Annotated in this window: 13 protein-coding genes and 1 pseudogene; 2 read left to right on the forward strand and 12 right to left on the reverse strand. The window is 64.9% G+C overall.

Features of this window, described 5'->3' with window-relative positions:
* Positions 1-109: 109 nt before the first annotated feature.
* Positions 110-1174, forward strand: coding sequence for a lytic transglycosylase domain-containing protein (locus K2O51_RS16305; protein ID WP_011296951.1), 1065 nt, complete (start codon positions 110-112; stop codon positions 1172-1174).
* Between the two features lie 74 nt (positions 1175-1248).
* Here K2O51_RS16305 and K2O51_RS16310 read toward each other — a convergent pair whose 3' ends face one another.
* The 4 genes from K2O51_RS16310 to ribBA all read right to left on the reverse strand — a co-directional run bounded on the left by K2O51_RS16310 (position 1249) and on the right by ribBA (position 4705).
* Positions 1249-2430, reverse strand: coding sequence for a pyridoxal phosphate-dependent aminotransferase (locus K2O51_RS16310; protein ID WP_140951346.1), 1182 nt, complete (start codon positions 2428-2430; stop codon positions 1249-1251).
* A 101-nt stretch (positions 2431-2531) separates the two neighbouring features.
* Positions 2532-3035: a transcription antitermination factor NusB gene (nusB, locus tag K2O51_RS16315; RefSeq protein WP_011296953.1), complete on the reverse strand. Its 504-nt coding sequence runs from the start codon at positions 3033-3035 to the stop codon at positions 2532-2534.
* Positions 3028-3531 (reverse strand): 6,7-dimethyl-8-ribityllumazine synthase, encoded by a 504-nt coding sequence (gene ribH / locus K2O51_RS16320; RefSeq protein WP_011296954.1) that lies wholly within the window; start codon positions 3529-3531, stop codon positions 3028-3030. Before ribH ends, nusB begins: the two co-directional genes overlap by 8 nt.
* Before the next feature lie 58 nt (positions 3532-3589).
* Complete coding sequence (gene ribBA, locus K2O51_RS16325; protein WP_140951344.1) at positions 3590-4705, reverse strand: bifunctional 3,4-dihydroxy-2-butanone-4-phosphate synthase/GTP cyclohydrolase II; 1116 nt, start codon at positions 4703-4705, stop codon at positions 3590-3592.
* Positions 4706-5109: 404 nt separating this feature from the next.
* Here ribBA and K2O51_RS16330 point away from each other — a divergent pair, with 404 nt between their 5' ends.
* A complete protein-coding gene (locus K2O51_RS16330; RefSeq protein ID WP_220631388.1) occupies positions 5110-6129 on the forward strand; it encodes an IS110 family RNA-guided transposase in 1020 nt (339 codons plus the stop codon).
* 255 nt (positions 6130-6384) lie between these two features.
* On the opposite strand, the gene K2O51_RS16335 is transcribed toward K2O51_RS16330, so the two are convergent.
* From K2O51_RS16335 to K2O51_RS16365, 8 genes and pseudogenes are all read right to left on the reverse strand, one after another.
* Entirely contained in the window at positions 6385-7431 is a 1047-nt protein-coding gene (locus K2O51_RS16335; protein ID WP_220631389.1) for a cache domain-containing protein, read from the reverse strand.
* Between the two features lie 212 nt (positions 7432-7643).
* Entirely contained in the window at positions 7644-9479 is a 1836-nt protein-coding gene (locus K2O51_RS16340; RefSeq protein ID WP_220631390.1) for an O-linked N-acetylglucosamine transferase, SPINDLY family protein, read from the reverse strand.
* Positions 9480-9694: 215 nt separating this feature from the next.
* Positions 9695-14266, reverse strand: coding sequence for a beta strand repeat-containing protein (locus K2O51_RS16345; protein WP_245001919.1), 4572 nt, complete (start codon positions 14264-14266; stop codon positions 9695-9697).
* A 3-nt stretch (positions 14267-14269) separates the two neighbouring features.
* Positions 14270-14431: pseudogene (locus tag K2O51_RS35770) on the reverse strand (hypothetical protein); the annotation flags it as partial.
* A gap of 400 nt (positions 14432-14831) precedes the next feature.
* The gene (locus tag K2O51_RS16350; RefSeq protein WP_041679505.1) at positions 14832-15629 is read right to left on the reverse strand and encodes a hypothetical protein; all 798 of its coding nucleotides are present in this window, start codon (positions 15627-15629) and stop codon (positions 14832-14834) included.
* Between the two features lie 189 nt (positions 15630-15818).
* The gene (locus K2O51_RS16355) at positions 15819-16448 is read right to left on the reverse strand and encodes a riboflavin synthase (RefSeq protein WP_011296960.1); all 630 of its coding nucleotides are present in this window, start codon (positions 16446-16448) and stop codon (positions 15819-15821) included.
* Between the two features lie 65 nt (positions 16449-16513).
* Positions 16514-17629: a bifunctional diaminohydroxyphosphoribosylaminopyrimidine deaminase/5-amino-6-(5-phosphoribosylamino)uracil reductase RibD gene (gene ribD, locus K2O51_RS16360; RefSeq protein ID WP_220631392.1), complete on the reverse strand. Its 1116-nt coding sequence runs from the start codon at positions 17627-17629 to the stop codon at positions 16514-16516.
* 47 nt (positions 17630-17676) lie between these two features.
* On the reverse strand, positions 17677-18234 hold the full coding sequence (locus tag K2O51_RS16365; protein WP_220631393.1) for a GspH/FimT family pseudopilin: 558 nt from the start codon (positions 18232-18234) through the stop codon (positions 17677-17679).

Genomic DNA, 18234 nt, shown 5'->3' on the forward strand with positions numbered 1-18234 from the left:
AGGTGCTGGCCGCCACTGCTAGGCGGCGCGGCATCCTTACTTGAGTACGTTGAGATCGGGTGTGTGCCGCTGTCAGGGCGCGCGCAGCGGGCAACGGATGGAGGTAAGCATGAGCGGTTGGAAAACCCTTCATCTTCCCGGCATCGGGCGGGCATTGCAGGTCCGCTTCAGAAAGCCGGTACCCGGAGTGAATCGGTCGTTTCAGTTCCGATTTGCGCATCCGGTCGCGGGCCGCGCCTTGCGCACGGGCCGTACAACCTTGAAGTACGCGCTGAACAGCCTCGGCGTGGTGTCGGTCGTTACGGCCGTCTCGCTGTCGTTGAGCCAGGAATGGCGAACCACGCTGGCCGCGTTGCTGGCTGGCGATGAAGCGCCGGCAGTCCTCGTGACTGCAGCCGCGCCTGCCGTGGCGACAAACACTACCGTTGCCGCCGTGCCTGCAAGCTCGGCCGACGTAGCGGCAGCCAAGCTCGGCTTTGGCCGGGCCGGCCTGCCGACGGTATCGGGCGTCGATGAATGGAGCGTTGCTGCAGCTGCCAAGGTGCCGTCCGTGGCCCATCTGGCCGCGCAGATCCCGGTGACGCGCGTGGCGCTCGACGCCCGCGGCAACAGCGCGCTTGGCACGGCACGCGAACAGGCGGCCGTGGCCGACTACATCGCGCGCAAGTACCGCGTGGCGGCGCAGGCCACCGCGCAACTGGTCAAGGCGGCCTACCTGACCGGCCGCGAGGTCGGCATCGACCCGCTGCTGATCCTGGGTGTGATCGCCATCGAGTCCAGCTTCAATCCGTACGCCGAAAGCGGCGTGGGGGCGCAGGGCCTGATGCAGGTGATGACCAAGGTCCACCAGGACAAGTACGAAGCCGTCGGCGGCGTGGCCGCTGCGCTGAATCCGTACGCGAACATCAAGATCGGCGCGCTGGTGCTGAAGGATTGCATCGCGCGTGCGGGCTCGCTCGAAGGCGGGCTGAAGTACTACGTCGGGGCGACCACCAATACCGATGGCGGCTATGGCGCCAAGGTGCTGGCTGAACGCGCGCGCCTGCGCCAGCTGCTGGGGGTGCGTGTTGCCGACGCGCAAGCCGAGAAGGCTGGCGACGGCAAGACGCAGGCGGAGCGCCATCAGAATGGCGAGAAGCTGGAGGCGGCGAGCAATACGCAGCAGAGCGCCTGAAGCAACGATCGCCCTCAAAGAAAAAAGCACCCCGCGGGGTGCTTTTTTGCTTTGGCCGTTTTCGGCGCCGCCGCTCAGCGAAACAGCTTCTGCAGCCGGGCCATGGCTTCCTCGATGTTCTGGCGCGAGGTCGCGTACGAGATCCGGATGTAGTCCTGCGCCGTGTGAGGCCCGAAATCCTGGCCCGGCACCATGACTACGCCGGCGTCGTGCAGCATCGCCTGGGTCAGCTTGTCGGCATCGCCGGCCGCGGGGTGGTTGACCTGGCGGCAATCCGCATAGACATAGAAGGCACCGTCCGGCATGACCGGCACGTGCAGGCCGAGCGATTCCAGCGCCGGCACGATCAGGTCGCGGCGGCGGCGGAATTCTGCCTTGCGTTCGTCATAGATCGCCATGGCTTCGGGCGAGAAGCACGCCAGTGCGGCATGCTGGGCCACGGCCGAGGCGCAGATGAACAGGTTCTGCGCGACTTTCTCGAAATCCGCCACGAGCGCGTCAGGCACCACGAGCCAGCCGAGGCGCCAGCCGGTCATATTGAAGTACTTCGAGAAGCTGTTGACCGTGACGACGTTGTCGTCGAGGCTCAGTGCGGATACCGGCGGCGCGTCATACGACAGGCCCTGGTAGATCTCGTCGAGGATGGCGAAGCCCTGGCGCGCACGCACCGCCTGCAGGATGCGGCCGAGTTCGTCGGGCAGGATCGACGTGCCGGTCGGGTTTGACGGCGACGCCAGCAGCACGCCGCGCGTGCGTTCGTTCCAGTGCGCTTCGACCTGCGCGGCGGTGAGCTGGAAGCGCTCGGCCGGGCCGCTCGGAATCATGCGCGCCGCGCCATCGAAGGCCGCGACGAAATGCCGGTTGCACGGATAGCTCGGGTCCGGCATCAGCACCTCGGCGCCGATCTCCACCAGCACCGCGCAGGCCAGCAGCAGCGCGCCCGATGCGCCGGCCGTGACGATCACGCGCCGCGCCGGGATCTCGAGCCCGTACATGGTCTTGTAGTAGCCGGCGATGGCTTCGCGCAGCGCGTGGATGCCGAGCGCACCCGTGTACTGCGTCACGCCGCGCCGCATGGCGGCCTCCGCGGCGCGCACCACGGGCTCGGCGGCGGTGAAGTCGGGCTCGCCGATCCCCATGTGGATGATGTGGCGGCCCGCGCGTTCGAGTTCATTGGCCTGCTTGGCCAGTTCCATGACGTGGAACGCGTCGATATTGGCAAGGCGGGAGGCGGTGGCGAGGCGCTGCGGGTCCATGGCGATTCGGCGATGCCCGTTGCCGGGCGGGTGATAGAAGTGAAAACACCCGCGTCAGCGGGTGTCGTATCCGTTGCGGCTGGGCGTTGAACCCCGGCGCTTCAGCGGCGCGCCGCGACCTCGGCCGACCGTACCTGGGCGGCCAGCTTGTCCAGCACCCCGTTCACGTACTTGTAGCCCTCGACTCCGCCAAAGGTCTTGGTCAGCTCGACGGCTTCATTGATGACGACCTTGTACGGAATGTCGACGCAGTGCACGAGTTCGTAGCTGCCCACCAGCAGGGCGGCACGCTCGACCGGCGACAGTTCCTCGACCTTGCGGTCCAGGAACGGCTCGAACGCCGCCGTCAGGCGCGCTTCTTCGCGCACGGCGCCATTGAGCAGCGCGTCGAAGTGCTCGCTGTCGGCCTTGTTGAAGCCCTGGGCGTCATGCAGGTGGGCCTGGATCGCGCCGATGTCGTTGCGGTTCAGCAGCCATTGGTACAGGCCCTGCAGAGCCAGCTCGCGCGAGCGGCGGCGCGCGCTCTTGGGCGGCGCCTTGGCCTCGGTGCGGGCAGCGGGCTTGGTGCCAGCCGCCGGCTTGCCGGTTTCAGGCGTGTCACTCATCGTCGTCCTCGTCTTCTTCATCTTCCTGATCGCGCAGCGAATCGAGCGCGACAACCAGGTTGGCCATTTCCACGGCGGCGCGGGCGCAGTCGCGGCCCTTTTCGCGCGTGCGGGCGTGGGCCTGCTCGTCGGTATCGACGGTCAGGATGCCGTTGGCGACCGGCATGTTGAAATCCAGGCCGACGCGCGTGATGCCGGCTCCCGACTCGTTCGAGACCAGCTCGAAATGGTAGGTCTCGCCGCGCACCACGGCGCCCAGCGCCACCAGTGCGTCGAACTGGCCGCTTTCAGCCATCTTCTGCAGTGCCAGCGGCACTTCCAGCGCGCCCGGCACGGTCACCACCAGGGTGTCTTCGCCTTCGACGCCGAGCTTTTCGAGCTCGGCCACGCAGGCTTCGAGCAGTTCGGCGCAGACCGGCTCGTTGAAGCGGGCCTGCACGATGCCGATACGCAGGCCTTCACCGTCGAGGTTGCTGGGGTAGAAGCCGTGATCCATTGTTCAGTTCTCCAGAGTTCGCTATGGTGGCGACGCCAGGGCGTGGCCACCAGGATATTCAGTTTTGCTTGGCCTGCCCGTTCATGGGCTGGTAGCCGGTCACTTCCAGATCGTAGCCCGTCATGCTCGGCATGCGCTGCGCAGCGGCCAGCACGCGCATCTTGCCGACGCCCACATCCTTCAGGATCTGCGCGCCCATGCCATAGGTGCGCAGGTCCGGCTTGCGGCGCGGGCGGTTCTGCGGTTCGTCGAGCGCGGTGAATTGCGTGAAAAGCTGATCGGCCGAGTCGCCGCAGTTCAGCAGCACCATCACGCCGCTTTCGGCCTTGGCGATGGCCTCGAGGGCAGCCGGCATGCTCCACGAGTGCGTGGTGCGGGACACTTCCAGCAGGTCCAGCACCGACAGCGGCTCATGCACGCGCACCAGCGTTTCCTTGTCCGCCGAGGGCGTGCCCTTGACCAGCGCCAGGTGGGCGTGGCCGGTCGGCTTGTCGCGGTAGGCGATGCTGTGGAACGTGCCATACGGCGTTTCCATGGCGCGCTCGCCAACGCGTTCGACGATGCTCTCGGTGCGGCTGCGGTAGTGGATCAGGTCGGCGATGGTGCCGATCTTCAGGTTGTGCTCCTGGGCGAATTCGATCAGGTCCGGCAGGCGCGCCATGGTGCCGTCGTCCTTCATGATCTCGCAGATCACGGCGGCGGGCGTCAGGCCGGCCAGCGCGCCCAGGTCGCAGCCGGCTTCGGTATGGCCGGCGCGGATCAGCACGCCGCCGGGCTGGGCGGTCAGCGGGAAGATGTGACCGGGCTGGACCAGATCCGAAGGCTTGGCGTCGCGCGCGACGGCCGCCTCTACGGTACGGGAACGGTCAGCCGCCGAAATGCCGGTGGTCACACCTTCCGCTGCTTCGATCGACACCGTGAAGTTGGTGCCGTGCTGGGTGCCGTTGCGGCTCACCATCGGCTGCAGGTTCAGCTGGCGGCAACGCTCGGCGGTCAGTGTCAGGCAGATCAGGCCGCGGCCGTGCTTGGCCATGAAGTTGATCGCTTCCGGTGTGACGAAATCGGCAGCCAGGACCAGGTCGCCCTCATTTTCGCGGTCTTCTTCATCCACGAGGATGACCATGCGGCCGGCACGGATGTCGGCAATGATGTCTTCGGTACGGGCGATTGTCATGGCTGCTGGGCGGCAAATAGGGGCGAGGGGCGGCCAGCTGTCAGGCGGCCGCTCAAACATGCGGTGGAATGCTGCGGAGTGTGCGCCGGCCGGGCATGGGCAACGGCCGGGACGCGTATCGTCAAACCGGATATTGTACGCCAAGGCAGGCAATGGAGGAGCGCGCCCGGGCCAGCCGCTTGGATAGCCGGGTGCTGGCGCGACGCCCGAGGCACGCCGCGCAAGATTTCGACCGGGCTTCAGTGGCAGGGTGGTTGCCCGTGGTCGTGGACGAATTGAAATGAACGCGTCCCACCCGTGAGCGGTGGAATCAAGGATCTTGAGGTGGATCCTCACGGGCTAACGGTATCGAGGTGGTCAAGTGGGAAGATGTACACCTTTCCCGGCAATCGGAGGATCCAGAAATGAATTGTACGGCCGTGGGTGTGGATATCGCGAAGACGGTGTTTCAGGTGCACTACATCGACCAAGCGACGGGCGAGATCGTGAACAAACCGATCAAGCGGGCCAAGTTTCTCGAGCACTTTGCGAACCGTGCTCCCTGTCTGATTGGAATGGAGGCATGCGGCGGTGCCCATCATTGGGCAAGGCAACTGACGAAGATGGGCCACCAGGTGAGGCTGATGCCGGCAGAGTTCGTGAAGGCGTTCAACATCCGCAATAAGAATGATGCGGCCGATGCCCGGGCGATTTGGCTGGCAGTCCAGCAACCAAGTAAGGCGATTGCGGTGAAGACCGAGGTGCAGCAGGCAATGCTGGCACTGCACCGTATGCGAGAGCAATTGGTGAAGTTTCGCACCATGCAGATCAACGCATTGCGCGGACTGCTGACAGAGTACGGCGAAGTGATGGGCAAAGGCCGGACAGCCTTGGATAAGACGATACCGGAAGTGCTCGCGCGGGTTGCGGAGCGCCTACCCGCGGCGCTGATCGACACATTGCGCGAACAGTGGAACGGGCTTGCAAGGCTGGACGAACAGATCGCCGACATCGAGCGGCGAATGCGCGACTGGATCAAGGAGGACAAGGCCGTGAAGGCGATCAGCGAGATTCCTGGCGTGGGACTGCTGACGGCAACAGCGGCGGTCGCGATGATGGGCGACGCGAAGACATTCCGGTCCGGTCGTGAGTTTGCCGCATGGGCCGGCCTTGTGCCGAAGCAGACCGGATCGGGCGGCAAGGTGAACCTGCACGGAATCAGCAAGAGAGGAGATACCTATCTGCGCTCGCTCTTGATCCACGGTGCGCGCAGCGTCGTGACGCGTGGGAAGGATCCCGGTCCCTGGGTGGAGCAAATGAAAAAGCGGCGGCCTCCGAACGTGGTGGTCGTTGCGCTGGCCAACAAAATGGCGCGCATGATATGGGCGGTACTGGCCCATGACCGGTCGTACCAGAAGGATTACGTGAGCGTGAAGCCGGTTTGACTGGTGAGCACCACGTTGGAGATTGACGTTCTTACCGGGTGAAACGTCGAAGGTTGCGTTGGTAATCGAGTGTGATGACAAGTCAGGTAGGACCGGGACCTGCCAAGCCTGCGGGGTAATACGAGCCTTGAGCTCGAAGGACGAATGAGGCGCGGGTCAGCGTATTTCATAGGGGCCAGCAGCGGTATTACCGGCTGCAAGAAGGCCGGATATAGAGCTGCAGCCCATCCTGTCAGTGTCTGAACAAGCGAAAACCTAGCGCAAACGGGACGCGTTCATATAGATTACCCCATACCAACCCATGCCGGGGTAGGTTTCGTAGCCCGGCGTACGCGCAAAGGCGACCAGCCGGCCCGCCTTGTCCGTATAGAAGCCGGATGGGGCGTTCCCATCCTGGAGCGGGAACACCTCGTCGAGCACGCCGACGCCATCGGATGCGGCGATCACGCGGCGTCCGGAATCGAGCAGCAGGCAACGCGTGCCGCGCCATTCCTCCTGCGACAGCCGCACATGCTTCACCACCGCGTCGGCTTGCGGAGCCCAGTCGAAGAAGATCGCCAGCACGCCGATCGGCTCTCCATCGGCCTTGCCATCGGCGCGGATCGCGGTGGCGTAGGTGGCCACTTCGGACTGGTTCAGGAAGCGCGACACGGCGATGTCGTGCGAGATGTAGTCCTGGCCCGAGGCAGTGCCCATGGCGCGGCGAAACCAGTCCACGCCCGACACCATCTTCCCGGTCACGCTGCCGTAGGTGCCGGGCCGGCCGTTGGCCAGCACGCGGCCCTGCGCGTCGATGACCCACAGATCCAGATAGACCGTATAGCTGTCCAGGATCACGCCGAGCCGCTTGCTGGCCCACGCGCATGTCGATGGCTCAGGCTGCGCGGCGGCGGCCACGATGGCTGCGTCGGTGGCCCACCAGCGGACATCGCACGAGCGCTCGTAGAGGTTGCGGTCGATCAGTTCGATCATGTTCAGTGCCATGTCGGCAAAGCGCTGGCCCTGGTGGTCGCGCATCTGCCGGATCATGGCGTCGCCGAGCTGCCTCAGTTCCGCGATCGAGCCTGCGAGCTCGCTGTTGAGTTCGGCTGTGATCGCCGAGATGCGTTCGGACACCTGCTTGACCTGGCTGGCCACGACGCTGAAGCCGCGGCCCGCATCGCCGGCGCGCGCGGCTTCGATCAACGCGTTCAGCGCCAGGAATTTCGTTTCGCGGTTGATCTCCGCAATGCCCGAGATCTTTCCGTCCGCGACGCGGCCGACGTGGTGGGACAGTTCAACGATGCGGTCGGCACTTGCCAATTGCTTTCTCCCTTTGATGATTATTCTTTCGGGCGCCTGATCGTGGCGAGGCGCCCTTGCTTCGGGGGAATGGCAAGATTTGTGCCAATCATTGCGCACTTTTGGTGCGTAGAGGGTGTGCTGTGGATTACTGCAAAGACCGATGGCGTCGCCGCAAAGAAAAAAGCCGCCCGGCATGCGCCGAGCGGCTTCTGCATGGAGCGCCGTTCAGCTCAGCCCAGGGCGCCGACCAATTGCGTGAACTGATCTTCGAGGTGGCCGACGAAGCGCGGCGTATCGAACAGCTTTCCGCTTTCCCGCACTTGGTGCAGTTTGTCGCGGATGCGACGGCAGCGTTCCGGAGCGTTGGCCAGAGCGACCGCGGTTTCCTCGTAGTCGTTCGGGCTGTAGGTGATCAGTTCGTCCAGTTCGGCAGCCGTAAGTAGTGCGCCGGCCATGCGCGACGCAAAGCTGCGGCCGGAACGGGTCAGCACCGGCAGGCCGGTCCACAGCGCATCATTGGCCGTCGTGCCCGCATTGAACGGGAAGGTATCGAGGAACAGGTCGGCAGCGGCGAAGCGTGCCAGGTAATTTTCCGGCGCAACGCGTGGTGCGAAGATCAGGCGGCCGCCATCCACGCCCAGCTTTTCGGCTTCCTTGCGCAGGTTCGCCTCGGCCCATTCGTTGTCCGCCAGCAGCCACAGGACACTGCCGGGCACGCGGCTCAGGATACGCATCCAGGTGCCGAAGACCTCGGGCGTGAACTTGTAGTTGTTGTTGAACGAGCAGAAGACGAAGCCATCTGCCGGCAGGTTGCAGCTTTCGCGCGACGGGGGCGTGCCGGTGATTCGTTTGCGATCGCTGACCTGGTACACATCGGGCATGTACAGCGGCTTCTCGGAATAGAAGCGCGCGTATTCTTCGGGGATCAGAAAGCGATCGGCGATGACGTAGTCGACAAACGGGAAGCCCGTGGTCGCGGGCAGACCCAGGTACGTGATCTGGATCGGGGTCGGGCGATAGGCGAGGATGCCCGCGCGTGCGCCGAGCGTCTGGCCGTGGAGATCGACCAGGATGTCGATCTCGTGCTCGCGGATCAGCCGCGCCGCAGCCTCATCGCTCATGCCCTGGATGCGCTCGAAGCGATCCATCGACGCGATAATTCGCTTGCGCATGGCCGAGTTGTCTTCGCGCGACCAGCAGTAGCCGTACACCTCGAAGCGGTCGCGGTTGTGCAACTCGAACAGCTCGGCCGTCAGCATGGCGACCGGGTGCAGGCAAAGGTCCGACGACAGATAGCCCACGCGGATCTTCTTGTGGCCATACGGCTTTGCCGGGGCCAGCGTCGGCACGTTGCAGTTGATCTTGTTCGCCACGTAGTTCTGCGCGGCGGTGAGCTGTTCCTGCGGGTCGTCCGACAGGGCGATCATTGCCAGCGCTGATGTCGAGCGGCGCATCAGCTCGGGATCGACGCCTTCCACTTGCGCATAGACCGGCCATTCGCACTGCTTGGCGCGAAGGAACACCCAGTGGTGCAGCACGTCCGGCTGGTTCGGCTCCATTTCGAGGCTGCGCTGCAGGTACACGAGCGCATCGGCATATTTCCGTTCGTTCTCGAGCAGGCGGCCCAGGTTGTTGAGCGCCGAAAGTTGCAGCGGGCGGTTCTCGGTGTCCTTGGCCGAGACGGTATTGGCAACCCACAGCCATTGGGCAATCGCCGCGCTGGGATTGCCGAGACGTTCGTAGACCAGTCCGAGGTTGAAATGCGGCTGGACAAAGGCGGGGGAGAGTTCGATCGCGCGCAGGTATGCCTGGCGGGCGTCTTCCAGCTTTTCCAGCGTGGACAGCGACGTGCCCAGATTGAAATGTACGAAGTGGTTCAGCGGCGTGTTGTTGTGCTCGAGCCAGGTCCGGTAGAGCACGCATGCCAGTTCATGTTGCCGGGCGGCTTCCAGCTGGCTGGTGTGGTGGAACAAGTCTGCCAGCGTGAGTTGCCCGCGCCAGGCCTGCAGCACCAGCGATGAATAGTCTGCCGTGGCCACGGCCACGCCTTGGTTCGAATCGTACATAGGGGTTGTCGGATTAGGCCGGATTGCATGGAGGATGCCCAGCTTTCCATGGTATTGGCCCCCCGGTACGGTGCGTGCCAAGAACAAAGGCCAGGTACGCCGCTACTTTGGCGTACCTGGCCTTGAACTGCCATGCTACGGATGGCTACCGCGTTGCTTCGCCGCTTCCTGGCGCGGCACTCGCGAGAGCGCCGCGCCAAGGGCGGTTCAGCCGGTTACGCTCCGATATGCAGGTGCTGGATCTGATCGGTCGACAGTGCATTCACCTGGCTGTTGGTCAGGTATGCCACTTGCGCGCTCGACAGGGCTTCCAGTTGGGTCGTCGACATGTCGCCCACATTCAGACCGGAAATCTGGCTGGTCTTCAGCGCGGCGATGTCTTCGGTCTCCAGGGCACGGGTCTGGCTCGAGGTCAGTGCCGACAGCGCCGAGGTGCTCAGTGCCGCGGCTTGTGCCGTGGTCAGAGCGGCGACTTCGCTGGTGGTCAGCGTGACGGCCTGCGACGTCGTCAGGGCGGCGACCTGAGTGGTCGTGAAGACACCCACCTGGCTGCTCGACAGCTTGGTCAGGTCAAGTGCGGCGACCTGGCTGGTCTTCAGCGCAGCGACGTCTTCCGTGTCGAGGGCTTGCAGCTGATCAGAGCTCATCGCCGTCAGCTGGTTGTTCGACAGCGAAGCCACCTGCTGATACATCATGGCCTTCACCTGGCTCGTGGACATGTCGCCGACGTTCAGGCCAGTGATCTGGCTGGTCTTCAGTGCAGCGATGTCTTCGGTTTCCAGCGCGAGGGTCTGGCTCGAGCTCATGGCGGCGAGTGCGCTGGTGGTCAGTGCCGCTGCCTGTGCCGTGGTCATTGCCGCGATCTCGGCCGTGCTCAGGGTGCCGATCTGGCCGGTGGTCAGACCTGCCATCTGCGTGGTCGTGAACACGCCGACCTGGCTGCTGGAGAGCTTCGTCAGGTCAAGTGCAGCAACCTGGCTCGTCTTCAGGGCAACCACGTCTTCCGTATCCAGCGCCTGCAGTTGTCCCGAGCTCATTGCCGTCAGCTGATTGTTCGTCAGCGCGGCCACTTGCTGGTACATCATGGCCTTGACCTGGCCCGTCGTCATGTTGGCGACGTCCAGCGCGGCGACCTGGTTGGTCTTCAGCGCGGCGACGTCGTCAGTGCCGAGGGCGGCGGTCTGGGCCGAGGTCAGGGACTTCACTGCGGCAGTGCTCAGTGCCGAAGCCTGGGCCGTAGTCAGCGCCTCGATTTCAGCGGTGCTCAGCGAAGTGACCTGAGTCGTATTGAGCGCGGCCACCTGGGCAGTGGTGAGGGCGCCGACCTGGCTGCTCTTCAGATTGGTCAGGTCAAGGGCTGCAACCTGGCTGGTCTTCAGGGCGGCCACGTTGTCCGTGGACAGCGACTGGAGCTGATCCGAGCTCAGTGCCTTCAGTGCGGCGGTGCTCAGTGCCGAAGCCTGGGCGGAGCTCAGCGCATCGATCTCGGCGGTGGTCAGCGAAGCTGCCTGAGCCGTGGTCAGTGCGCCAACCTGGGCGGCCGTGAAGACGCCAACCTGGCTGCTCGCGAGCTTGGTCAGATCGAGTGCGGCGACCTGGTTGGTCTTCAGTGCGGCGACGTCTTCCGTATCCAGGGCCTGGAGCTGCGAGGAGCCCATGGCGCCCAGCTGGGCCGAGGTCAGTGCGGTCACCTGCGTCGAGGTCAGGGCCTTGACCTGGCTCGTCGTCATGTTGGTGACGTCCAGCGCGGCGACCTGGCTCGACTTCAGCGCGGCGACGTCGTCGGTGCCGAGGGCAGCGGTCTGGGCCGAGGTCAGGGCCTTCACCGCGGCGGTGCTCAGTGCTGCAGCCTGTGCCGTGGTCAGGGCGTCGATCTCGGCGGTGCTCAGCGAAGCGACCTGTGCCGTGGTCAGTGCGCCAACTTGCGTGGTCGTGAAGGCGCCGACCTGGCTGCTCTTCAGGTTGGTCAGGTCAAGGGCAGTAACCTGGCTGGTCTTGAGAGCAGCGACGTTGTCCGTGGACAGCGCCTGGAGCTGGTCCGAGCCCATGGCCTTCAGGGCGCCGGTGCTCAGTGCCGAAGCCTGGGCGGAGCTCAGGGCGTTGATTTCGGCGGTGCTCAGCGTGACGGCCTGAGCCGCGGTCAGTGCGCCAACCTGGGCGGCCGTGAAGACGCCAACCTGGCTGCTCGCGAGCTTGGTCAGATCGAGTGCGGCGACCTGGTTGGTCTTCAGCGCGGCGACGTCTTCCGTATCCAGGGCCTGGAGCTGCGAGGAGCCCATGGCGCCCAGCTGGGCCGAGGTCAGTGCGGTCACCTGCGTCGAGGTCAGGGCCTTGATCTGGCTCGTCGTCATGTTGGCGACGTCCAGCGCGGCGACCTGGCTCGACTTCAGCGCGGCGACGTCGTCGGTGCCGAGGGCAGCGGTCTGCGCCGAGGTCAGAGCCTTCACTGCGGCGGTGCTCAGTGCTGCAGCCTGTGCCGTGGTCAGGGCGTCGATCTCGGCGGTGCTCAGCGAAGCGACCTGTGCCGTGGTCAGTGCGCCAACTTGCGTGGTCGTGAAGGCGCCGACCTGGCTGCTCTTCAGGTTGGTCAGGTCAAGGGCTGCAACCTGGCTGGTCTTCAGGGCCGCGACATCGTCGGTACCGAGGGCCTGGAGCTGGTCCGAGCTCATGGACTTCAGCGCGGCGGTGCTCAGTGCGGAAGCCTGCGCCGTGGTCAGGGCGTCGATTTCGGCTGTGCTCAGCGTGGCAACCTGTGCCGTGGTCAGTGCACCGACCTGGGCGGTCGTGAAGACGCCGACCTGGCTGCTCGACAGCTTGGTCAGATCCAGTGCGGCGACCTGGTTGGTCTTCAGTGCAGCGACGTCTTCCGTATCCAGGGCCTGGAGCTGCGAGGAGCCCATGGCGCCCAGCTGGGCCGAGGTCAGTGCCGACACTTGTGCCGAGGACAGGGCCTTGATCTGGCTCGTCGTCATATTGGCGACGTCCAGCGCGGCGACCTGGCTCGACTTCAGCGCAGCGACGTCGTCGGTGCCGAGGGCAGCGGTCTGGGCAGAGGTCAACGACTTCACTGCAGCGGTGCTCAGAGCCGAAGCCTGGGCCGTGGTCAGTGCGTCAATTTCGGCAGTGCTCAGCGAAGCGACCTGAGCCGTGGTCAGTGCGCCAACCTGGGCGGCCGTGAAGACGCCAACCTGGCTGCTCGCGAGCTTGGTCAGATCGAGTGCGGCGACCTGGTTGGTCTTCAGCGCGGCGACGTCTTCCGTATCCAGGGCCTGGAGCTGCGAGGAGCCCATGGCGCCCAGCTGGGCCGAGGTCAGTGCGGTCACCTGCGTCGAGGTCAGGGCCTTGATCTGGCTCGTCGTCATGTTGGTGACGTCCAGCGCGGCGACCTGGCTCGACTTCAGCGCGGCGACGTCGTCGGTGCCGAGGGCAGCGGTCTGGGCCGAGGTCAGGGCCTTCACCGCGGCGGTGCTCAGTGCTGCAGCCTGTGCCGTGGTCAGGGCGTCGATCTCGGCGGTGCTCAGCGAAGCGACCTGTGCCGTGGTCAGTGCGCCAACTTGCGTGGTCGTGAAGGCGCCGACCTGGCTGCTCTTCAGGTTGGTCAGGTCAAGGGCAGTAACCTGGCTGGTCTTGAGAGCAGCGACGTTGTCCGTGGACAGCGCCTGGAGCTGGTCCGAGCCCATGGCCTTCAGGGCGCCGGTGCTCAGTGCCGAAGCCTGGGCGGAGCTCAGGGCGTTGATTTCGGCGGTGCTCAGCGTGACGGCCTGAGCCGTGGTCAGTGCGCCAACCTGGGCGGCCGTGAAGACGCCAACCTGGCTGCTCGCGAGCTTGGTCAGATCGAGTGCGGCGACCTGGTTGGTCTTCAGTGCGGCGACGTCTTCCGTATCCAGGGCCTGGAGCTGCGAGGAGCCCATGGCGCCCAGCTGGGCCGAGGTCAGTGCGGTCACCTGGGTCGAGGTCAGGGCCTTGACCTGGCTCGTCGTCATGTTGGTGACGTCCAGCGCGGCGACCTGGCTCGACTTCAGCGCGGCGACGTCGTCGGTGCCGAGGGCAGCGGTCTGGGCCGAGGTCAGGGCCTTCACCGCGGCGGTGCTCAGTGCTGCAGCCTGTGCCGTGGTCAGGGCGTCGATCTCGGCGGTGCTCAGCGAAGCGACCTGTGCCGTGGTCAGTGCGCCAACTTGCGTGGTCGTGAAGGCGCCGACCTGGCTGCTCTTCAGGTTGGTCAGGTCTAGGGCTGCAACCTGGCTGGTCTTCAGGGCGGCCACGTTGTCCGTGGACAGCGCCTGGAGCTGGTCCGAGCCGAGGGCCTTTAGGGCGCCGGTGCTCAGTGCCGAAGCCTGGGTGGAGCTCAGGGCGTTGATCTCGGCGGTGCTTAGCGAAGCGGCCTGTGCCGTGGTCAGGCCCGCCACCTGGGCGGAGTTGAACGCGCCAACCTGGCTGCTCGACAGCTTGGTCAGGTCAAGCGCGGCGATCTGGCTGGTCTTCAGCACGCTGATGCCGCCGGTGCCGAGTGCCTGCAGCTGGTCCGAGCCCATCGCCTTCAGGCTGCCGGTGCTCAGCGCAGCGATCTGGGCGGTGCCCATGGCCGCAACCTCGGCCGTCGTCAGGGCCGCAGCCTGTGCGCTGCTCAGGGACGCCATCTGGCCGGTGGACAGTGCGCCGACCTGGTTGCTGCTCAGGTTCGTCAGGTCCAGTGCGGCAAGCTGGGAAGTCTTTAGCGCAGCAATATCATCGGTGCCCAGACCCACCGCCTGCGCGGAGGTAAGGCTGGCAATGGCTGCGGTGCTCAAGGTTACGATTGCAGATGCACTGATCGCCCCAAGTTGGTCTGAATTCAGACCGGCGACTTGCGCTGTCGACAAGGCTTGGACATCTGCCGTCGACAGGGATTGCATCTGCGCTGTTGTCAGTGCCGCGACTTGGGCCGCCGACATCGCGGAAATGATTGAAGGCATGCTTGTTTCTTACCCCTGAATGTAGTTAGTTCTGTCCGGCCCACTCGTTCGCGGCAAACGCGACTTTGTCGCCGAGCATTCCAGCGGGAAATCGGTGCTCTACTGCTCTACCAACCCCTGTTGGGTGATCGGCGCTGCATGCCGAAACTTTAGGAACGGGTCGGGAGCGGACAGCCCCGGCGCGGGCTTGACAGGGGGCGGAGAGAGGCGTGGTGAGGGCCGGTTTTGCCACGCGGGGCGCGCGGCCGGCGAGAACTGCCATTCCGGAGAAGAAACGCCACCTTACGGATACAGGCTTACGGCAGGAATGCACGCGGGTTTTACCCCACACAAGTGGGGGCAACTCGCATCAGGCTTGTTGGAGTCCGGCGTGGAACAGGTGCACCGGACGTCCACCGGTCTATCGCAGACGATCCCGTACCTGTGCGAAGGCCGAGGTGTAGTCGCCGAATCCCTGCTCGCGCATGGCGATCTTGAGCGCGTCGCTCAGGACCGCATCGAGCTTGAACTGCCCCAGCCGTGTTGCGGACCACGCGCACGCAAAGGTGCTGTAGGCCTTGACACGCCACGCCGGGTTCAGCGTCAGCAGCAGCGACGCAATACGCTCCATCAGGAAAACCTTGCGCTGTACCTGGCCGGGATAGGGCGTAGCAAAGGTCAGGGCGGACTTCAGTTCGCTGTCTTCACCCTCGCAGATGGCGAACAGCTGCTCGTTCAGTGCAAGCCACGCGCGCCAGAACGGCGGCTTCGCGGCGAAGTAGTTGCTGAATACGATCTGGCGCGAATCCATGATCAGGCCGGCCAGGTCCGCCTGAACGCCGGCAAACTCAAGGAAGGCCTGGCTGGCTCGGAGAAAGCCAGGTTCGAACAGTTCTTCCTGCTCGAACACATTCAGGAAAAAGGCGCCCATATCAGGTTGCGGGCTGAACGTGACCACATCGGTATCCGCGGGACACGATTCGATGAAGCGCACGACATCGGCGTGGCCGAGCCCGGTCTTTTCCAGGAAGCGCGGCGAAAAGAAGCCGTAGTAGCAGTCATCCGCCAACTCGTTCTCGAGCAGGAATTTGCGCATGGGCCAGTACTCGCGCCAGTCATGGCGGTCGTGGCCCATGTTGATCAGGGGCAGGTATCCGGGATCCAGGCGCTGCAGGACGGCTTCGGAATACGCAATCTGGTAGAGCTGGATTTGGCTCATGAAATAGGATCCAAGGCGTGATTTGCCAGAATCCGGTGATTCTATGAGCCGGGATCGGCGCGCCATCTGGCGAACAGAGCCCGATTGATGGGGTATTTGGGCTGGCGAATGACGCCCTGGCGACGGGAATGAGCCGGAAAGGCGGTTCGCCGGGGAGCCGAACCGCGCCTTCCCCGATCGTTGCACGGATCAGGCGTTATCCTTGGCCGCCGACAACATCCGCTCCACATACCGCGCGATCAAGTCAATCTCCAGATTCACCCGACTTCCCGCCTTGAGCTCCTGCAGCGTAGTCACTTCAAGCGTATGAGGAATCAAATTGATGGAGAACACGCAGCCATCGGCCTCGTCCGTGACACGGTTGACGGTCAGCGACACGCCGTTGATCACCACCGAGCCCTTGTACGCCAGATACCGCCCCAGTTCGCGCGGGGCGCGGATGCGCAGTTCATGCGATTCGCCAACTGGGGCAAAGTGCACGACTTCACCGAGACCGTCGACATGGCCAGAAACCAGATGCCCGCCGAGGCGGTCTGCCAGTCGCAGCGCCTTTTCCAGATTGACGCGGCCAGCGAGTTCCAGACCGACGGTCTTATTCAGGGATTCGCGGGAGACTTCCACGTCGAAGCTGTCGGCAGTCATGGCGATCACGGTCATGCACGCGCCCTGGATGGCGATGCTGTCGCCGATGACCACATCCGAAAGATCCAGGCCGCCAGCCGCGACGCGCAGGCGCACCCCGGTGTCAGCGGCGCTATCCGAGCCGAGCGGGGTGACGGTCTCGATGCGGCCAACGGCCGCCACAATGCCAGTAAACATGATGTGTTCTCGAAAGTTCGGGTGTTGGTAAGCAGCGCGGCTGGCGCGCTGTCGATAAGTTGGGGTCAGGCGTCGCTGCGACGCGCGATCAGGCGAAGATCCTCGCCGATCTGGCGCACATCGTGCCAGCGGAAGGAGGCGGCATCCTGCAACCGGGACAGCGGCGGCAGGTTGAACATGCCTTGTGCATCGCCGAGCAGTTTGGGCGCGAGGTAGATCAGCAGTTCGTCGGCACAATGCTCGCGGATCAGCGAGCCATTGAGCTTGAAACCTGCTTCGACGTGCAGTTCGTTGATGCCGCGTCGGCCCAGTTCCTCCAGCATCTTGCGCAACTCGACCTTGCCGTGCGGATTCGGCAACACCACGACCTCGGCGCCGCGGGCCTCAAGCGCGTGGCGGCGTTCCTGGTCGTCCACGGCACTGAACACCAGTACCGGCTTGGCAAGGTCGCCCGAGTCCGGGGTCAGGATGCGTGCATCAAGCGGCACTTCTAAGCGCGAATCGACCAGCACTCGCTGCGGCTGGCGCGGCGTCGGGATGGCTCGCACGGTCATCTGCGGATTGTCGTCACGTACCGTGCCGATGCCGGTCAGGATGGCGCAGGCGCGCGCGCGCCAGGCGTGCCCATCGTCACGTGCGGCCTGACCGGTGATCCACTGGCTCGTGCCATCGTGCAGGGCGGTACCGCCGTCCATCGACGCCGCGACCTTGACCCGCACCCACGGCAGGCCGCGCGTCATGCGCGACACGAAGCCGATGTTGAGGTCGCGCGCTTCCTTTTCCAGCAGGCCGCAGCGCACGTCGATGCCGGCGTCGCGCAGCCGCTGCAGGCCACGGCCTGACACGCTCGGGTTGGGATCTTCCATTGCCGCCACCACGCGCGCGATGCCGGCGCGTACCAGCGCGTCGGCACAGGGGGGCGTGCGGCCGAAATGACTGCAGGGCTCAAGCGTCACATAGGCAGTGGCCCCGGCCGGGTCGATGCCGCGCGTCTGCGCATCCTTCAAAGCCTGGATTTCGGCGTGATCCTGTCCAGCCGGCTGGGTGAAGCCCTGGCCGATGATCTGCCCGTTCTTGCTCAGCACGCAACCGACGCGTGGATTGGGGGTGGTGGTGAACATGCCTCGCGCAGCAAGCGCGAGCGCTTGCTGCATGGCGGCGTGGTCGGAATCGGAAAACATTTGGCCGGTGACTCTTGCCCGCTGGGCGTTGGGTGTGCGTGCCGCTGTCAGGGCGGGGCAGGTTCGCCCGATGCCTCGCAGTCCTTGTCATGCCCGGGCGTGCAAAGGCGGATCCGTCCTTGCGCTCCCATGCGGACCTGGCGCTGCTCGCCGCGGCAGCTGAGCGTGAAAGTGGCGGCCTGAAATCCGCCTTGCTCAGACCGAGAGTATCCCACAGCTGTGAATCGCAGGATGTTGCTGGCGCGTGCGGTCTGGCGCAGGGAGACGGCGAGGCAGGGGGCGCCGAGTTGGACCACGGACATGGCGATGGCACTCTGCCCGGTTTGGCGGTCCCCGGTTGTGGCCACGAGTTGCCAGCCTTGGTCCAGCGTGGTGTTGCCGTCGAGCGGTTGCAGCGCAACTTCGGCCCGCCGTGCCATGGCCGTGCTGCGCGCCTGTGCCAGCGAAGCTGCCAGCCTGTCCGCGGCGACAGCTACCTGATGGCGAGCCATCAGCACGTCGACGGCCTGACAGGCGGCCACCGCCAGCACGGCGATGATCGACAAGCAGACCAGCAGCTCTGCCAGCGTGAAGCCATGCTTGCGGTGAAGTGCTGATTGCGGCAT

The organism is Cupriavidus pinatubonensis (genome assembly GCF_019602855.1).
Lineage (GTDB): Bacteria > Pseudomonadota > Gammaproteobacteria > Burkholderiales > Burkholderiaceae > Cupriavidus > Cupriavidus pinatubonensis.